The sequence below is a fragment of the Delftia sp. ZNC0008 genome (genome assembly GCF_000799035.1).
GTDB lineage: Bacteria > Pseudomonadota > Gammaproteobacteria > Burkholderiales > Burkholderiaceae_C > Comamonas > Comamonas tsuruhatensis.
In genome coordinates this window covers 1-5391 of the sequence record NZ_JTKZ01000673.1, presented here as the reverse complement: position 1 = coordinate 5391, position 5391 = coordinate 1, and the positions used below count along the sequence as shown (strand labels likewise).

Below are 5391 nucleotides of genomic sequence, written 5' to 3'. Positions count from 1 at the left end.
CCAGAACAGACCAGCTGTCACACCCCTGTAAACCCCCACCAACAAACTCCCCCCCTTCACCACCCCCCACAAAAACCACATGCCGCTGAGCAACCTCCCCACATTGCAATCCCTGCTCCTGTCCCGCCGCCTGGCGCTGAGCGTCCTGGCCAGCGCCGCGCTGGTGGCCGCCTGCGGTGGCAGCGACAGCAATGACAGCACGACGCCCCCGGTGGCCAGCCAGCCCGCGACGGCCACGCTGGCCGTGCTGGAGACCACGGATCTGCACTTCAATGTGCGCAGCTATGACTATTTCAAGCTGGCCGAGGATGCCTCCTACGGCTTCGAGCGCACGGCCACGCTGGTGCGCGCGGCGCGCAAGGAGTTTGCCAATACGCTGCTGGTGGACAACGGCGACACCATCCAGGGCACGGCCCTGGCCGATTACGAAGCCGAGGTGGCCAAGATCCCCTGCACGCAGCAGCTGTCCATGTACAAGGCCATGGGCGCGCTGGGCTTCGATGCGGGCACGCTGGGCAACCATGAGTTCAACTACGGCCTGCCCTTCCTGAACCAGGTGCTGGGCGGCGGCCTGGACGTGGACGGCGTGGACAAGTCGGTCAAGTGCGCGGGCAATGGCTTTCCGGTGGCGCTGTCGAATGTCTACAGCAGCAAGACCAAGCAGCCGCTGGTGCAGCCCTACGTGATTCTGGAGCGCAAGATCGCGGCCAAGGACAAGGATGGCAAGGCGGTGGAGCTGCCCATCAAGATCGGCGTGATCGGCTTCACCACGCCGGGCATCATGAACTGGGACAAGCGCTATCTGGAGGGCAAGCTCTACACCGAAGGTGCCGTGGAGTCCGCCCAGAAGTACCTGCCCGAGATGCGCGCCAAGGGCGCCGACGTGGTGGTGGCCATGCTGCACGGCGGCCTGGATGGCGCGGCCTACTCGCCGACGATGGAGAACCCCGGCCTGCACCTGAGCAAGGTGGCCGGCATCGACGCCATGGTCATGGGCCACCAGCACGGCGTGTTCCCCGATACGGCGGCCACGCCGGCGTTCACGCAGGCGGGCGTGGACAACAAGGCGGGCACCATCAACGGCGTGCAGTCGGTGATGGCCAGTTCCTGGGGCAAGGCGCTGGGCGTGATCCAGCTGGCGCTGAAGTGGGACGGCAAGCAGTGGAGCGTGGACAAGAGCGCGGGCAAGAGCGAGCTGCGCAATATCCAGACCGGCAAGGACGCCGCAGGCAAGGCCACCTACGTGGCCGTGGACCCGACGGTGGCGCCGCTGATCGAGAGCCAGCACCAGGCCGCCATCCAGTACGTGAAGACGCCCATCGGCAGCACGGACTTCCGCATGAGCACGCTGTTCGCCGATGTGGGCGACCCGGGCGCCATCCAGATCGTCAACCAGGCGCAGCGCGACTATGTGGCCGACTATGTGAAGGCCAGCCTGCCGCAGTACGCGCAGCTGCCCGTGCTGTCGGTGAGCGCGCCGTTCAAGTCGGGCTTCCAGGGCGGCGCCGACTACACCGACGTGGCCGTGGGCCCGCTGGCCATCTACAACGCGGCCGACCTGTACCTCTACCCCAACACCGTGTATGCGGTGAAGGTGAATGGCGCCGACATCAAGGACTGGCTGGAGGCCGCTGCCAAGCGCTTCAACCAGATCGATCCGGCCAAGACGGGTGAGCAGCAACTGATCAGCACCTTCCCGGGCTACAACTTCGACATGTTCACCACGGCCGATGTGCAGTACGAGATCGACGTGACCCAGCCCGTGGGCAGCCGCATCAGGAACCTGCAGTACCTGGGCAAGGCCATCGACCCGGCGCAGGAGTTCGTGATCGCCACGAACAACTACCGCGCCACCAGCGGCAAGAGCTTCATCGCCAAGCTCGACGGCTCCAGCGCCATCTGGGCCTCGCCGGACGCCAACCGCGACGTGGTGATCGGCTACGTGCGCAAGAACGGCAGCATCACGCGCGCTGCCAATGGCGCGGCCAAGAGCTGGCGCTTCACCAAGGTGGCCACCTCGGCCAACGTGGTGTTCAGCTCCGGCGTCAACGCGCTGCCGGTGGCGCAGGCTGCGGGCCTGGCCAACATCTCGCTGGTGGCGGCCGATGACGGCTCGGGCAAGGGCACGTCCAAGTACCGCCTGGATCTGTCGAAGTAAGTTCCGGCAGGCAAGCAACAAAAAAGCCCCGTGCATCTGGCACGGGGCTTTTTTGCTTGTGCCGAACGGGCTTCAGCGCGCAGGCGGCATCTCGAACACCAGGCAGGTGGTGGTGGCGTGGGCGTAGAGCGTGCCATCGGGGCCGACCAGGCGCGCCTCGGCCGTGGCCAGCTGGCGGCCGCAGTGCAGAACGCGGCCTTCGGCGCGCACGCGCGGCACGCGCGGGGTCAGGGCCTTGACCAGGTTCACCCCCAGCTCGGCCGTGGTGTAGCCCCGGCCCGGCGGCATGCAGGTGTGGACGGCGCAGCCCAGCGCCGAGTCCAGCAGGGTGGCGAACCAGCCGCCGTGCACCGTGCCCATGGGGTTGAGATGGTTGGCGCCGGGGCGGCCCTGGAAGACGGCGCTGCCTTCGCCCACGGAAATCAGCATGAAGTCCAGCGTGCGTGCAATGGGCGGGTAGGGCAGTTCGCCGCGCAGCATGGCCTGCATCAGCTCCAGCCCGCTGCGGCCTGCGACCTGGTCGGGGCGCGATACGCCTGCGCCGGGGCCGGCGTCCAGCCGGAGGGTGACCGCCTGTTCCTCGTCCAGCCAGGCTTGCAGGGCAGGGGAGATGGCGCCGGAGGTGACGCTGGAGGTTGTGTTGCGGGCGGCCTGCTCCGGGGAGTGGGTGCGGGTGTCCATGGAATGTCTCTCTTTCATTGGGAAAAGTGCGGGCGCCAGGCTGTCTGGGATGGCGGTGTGGATATTATTGTATCTACAACAGTTGTATATGCAATAATCTGCGCCATGCCAGTGAATCCAGACATCCTCGCCGTGCCCCAGGGCTGCACCAACCACCGCGTGCGCCAGCTCATGCGCAGCGTGGGCCAGGTGTACGACGCCCATCTGAACGAGACGGGGCTGCGCATCACCCAGTACTCGCTGCTCAGCCATGTGCTGGCCGCCAGTCCGGTGCGGCCCTCGGACCTGGCGCGGCGCATGCGCATGGACGCCTCGACGCTGACGCGCAACCTCAAGCCGCTGATCGACGCCGGCTGGGTGCGCATGGGCCAGGGCGAGGACCAGCGCAGCCGCCTGGTGCACATCACCGACGCGGGCCGGGCCAAGCGCGAAGAGGCCAAGCAAAGCTGGAAGACCGCACAGAACGAGCTCAACGCCCGTCTGGGCCTGGAGCGCGTGGCGGCCCTGCATGCGCTGATCGACGAATGCCTGGTGCTGCTCGATGGCGATGGCCACGCTGCAGACGGCCCGCAGGCGTAGGCCCTACCGAATTCCCAACCCCCGAAGAGACTCCCATGCTCTCCAACTCCACGGCGCGCTGGCTGCAGCGGCGCGGCATCCACTACGGCTGGCTGGTCGCGGCCATCACTTTCCTCACCATGCTGACCATGTCGGCCGCGCTGGGCCTGCCGGGCGCCATGCTGCAGCCGCTGTCGCGCGAGTTCGGCTGGAGTACGGAGCAGATATCGAGCAGCCTGGCGCTGCGCTTTGCGCTGTTCGGCCTGCTGGGGCCGTTTGCGGCCGTGATGATGGAGCGCTTCGGCCTGCGTGCCGTGATGTGCATGGGCCTGGCCCTGGTGGGAGGCGCCATGGCGATGGTGACGCAGGCCACGCAGCTGTGGCATCTGTTTTTGCTGTGGAGCCTTCTGCTGGGCATGGGCACGGGCCTGACGGCGCTGGTGCTGGGCGCCGTGGTGGCCAACCGCTGGTTTGCGGCGCGGCGGGGCCTGGTCATCGGCGTGCTCACGGCCAGTGCGGCCACGGGGCAGCTGGCCTTCCTGCCGCTGGCCGCCTGGATGATCGAGCACTGGGGCTGGCGCTCGGCCACGGTGCCGGTGTTCGTGGCCAGTGCCTTGATTGCCGTGCTGGCTTTGCTGTTCGTGCGGGACCGGCCTTCGGACCTGGGCCTGGCGCCCTTTGGCGGCGATGCCTCGGCCCCGCCGCCGCCGGCCATGGCCATGAACTTCGGCACGCCCTTCAAGGTGCTGGCCGAGGCCGCGCGCAACCGCACCTTCTGGCTGCTGGCGGGCACCTTCTTCATCTGCGGCCTGTCCACCAACGGCCTGGTGCAGACGCACTTCATCTCGCTGTGCGGCGACAACGGCATGGGCGCGGTGCCCGCCGCGTCGGTGCTGGCCATGATGGGGGCCTTCGACTTCGTGGGCACCGTGCTGTCGGGCTGGCTGTCGGACCGCTACGACAACCGCAAGCTGCTGTTCTGGTACTACGGGCTGCGCGGCCTGTCGCTGTTCTGGCTGCCGCATTCGGAGTTCACCTTCTATGGCCTGGGCCTGTTCGCCATGTTCTACGGGCTGGACTGGATCGCCACGGTGCCGCCCACGGTCAAGCTCACGGCCCAGCATTTCGGGCCGCAGAAGGTGGGGCTGGTGTTCGGCTGGATCTTCGCGGCCCACCAGCTGGGCGCGGCCGCCGCAGCCTGGGGCGCGGGCCTGACGCGCACGTTGCTGCTGACCTATACGCCCGCGCTGTATGCGGCCGGCCTGGCCTGCCTGGTGGCGGCGGTGATGGCGCTGGTCATAGGGCGGGCGCGCAAGGCGGCGGCGGTGGCGGCGGCCTGAGCCCCATCACCGCTCACGCCATCCACTCCCTCAGTACAGCTGGCGCTTGCCCGGCTGCAGCAGGACGACCAGGGCGCCCGCGCCACCTTCGGCCGGGCGGGCCTGCACAAAGGCCAGCACTTCCTTTTTCTGCACCAGCCAGCGCAGCACGCGGCCCTTGAGCACGGGGGTCTTGCCCGGCGAGCCCAGGCCCTTGCCGTGCACCACGCGCACGCAGCGTATGCCGGTGCGGTGGGACAGGCGGATGAACTGGCCCAGCGCCTCGCGCGCCTCGTCCACGCGCAGGCCGTGCAGGTCCAGCTGGCGCTGGATGCTCCACTCCCCGGCGCGCAGCTTGTGCGTCACGTCCAGGCCGATGCCGGGACGCCGGAAGCTGAGCTGGTCGTCGGTGTCCAGCAGGGTGCTGACGTCGAACTCGTCGCTCATGGCCTCCTGCAGCACGCGCTGCTCGTCCAGCTCCAGCTGCAGGGGCAGCGGCTCGGGGGGCTCGGGGGCATGGAGGTGGCGGGCGTGCGCGGACTTGAGCGCATGCACCGGGCCCACGGTGTTTTCGAACAGCTTTTGCTCGGCCAGGAGGCGGCGCGCCGCCTCGGCGCGCTGCTGCTGGAGCAGGGCCTCTTGGGCGGCGGCTTCGGCCAGTGCGCGACGCACTGG

Annotated in this window: 5 protein-coding genes; 3 read left to right on the top strand and 2 right to left on the bottom strand. The window is 68.4% G+C overall.

The genetic code is table 11. The features are described from left to right. Positions 1–79 precede the first annotated feature (79 nt). Positions 80–2158, top strand: a complete 2079-nt coding sequence (locus tag L995_RS22025; RefSeq protein ID WP_047473719.1) for a bifunctional 2',3'-cyclic-nucleotide 2'-phosphodiesterase/3'-nucleotidase — start codon at positions 80–82, stop codon at positions 2156–2158. 72 nt (positions 2159–2230) lie between these two features. Here the strand turns inward: L995_RS22025 and L995_RS22020 are convergent, their stop codons facing one another. Further along, complete coding sequence (locus tag L995_RS22020; protein WP_046987361.1) at positions 2231–2839, bottom strand: PaaI family thioesterase; 609 nt, start codon at positions 2837–2839, stop codon at positions 2231–2233. A gap of 105 nt (positions 2840–2944) precedes the next feature. Here L995_RS22020 and L995_RS22015 point away from each other — a divergent pair, with 105 nt between their 5' ends. Then, on the top strand, positions 2945–3418 hold the full coding sequence (locus tag L995_RS22015) for a MarR family winged helix-turn-helix transcriptional regulator (protein ID WP_047473718.1): 474 nt from the start codon (positions 2945–2947) through the stop codon (positions 3416–3418). 35 nt (positions 3419–3453) lie between these two features. Beyond that, positions 3454–4737 (top strand): MFS transporter, encoded by a 1284-nt coding sequence (locus L995_RS22010; protein WP_017406746.1) that lies wholly within the window; start codon positions 3454–3456, stop codon positions 4735–4737. A gap of 30 nt (positions 4738–4767) precedes the next feature. Here L995_RS22010 and L995_RS22005 read toward each other — a convergent pair. Beyond that, a partial coding sequence (locus L995_RS22005) for a Smr/MutS family protein (protein WP_047473717.1) occupies positions 4768–5391 on the bottom strand: 624 nt, incomplete at its 5' end.

Coding starts and splice junctions, on each gene's coding strand:
- L995_RS22010 (WP_017406746.1), top strand. CDS start 3,454: ATGCTCTCCAACTCCACGGCGCGCTGGCTGCAGCGGCGCGGCATCCAC.
- L995_RS22015 (WP_047473718.1), top strand. CDS start 2,945: ATGCCAGTGAATCCAGACATCCTCGCCGTGCCCCAGGGCTGCACCAAC.
- L995_RS22020 (WP_046987361.1), bottom strand. CDS start 2,839: ATGGACACCCGCACCCACTCCCCGGAGCAGGCCGCCCGCAACACAACC.
- L995_RS22025 (WP_047473719.1), top strand. CDS start 80: ATGCCGCTGAGCAACCTCCCCACATTGCAATCCCTGCTCCTGTCCCGC.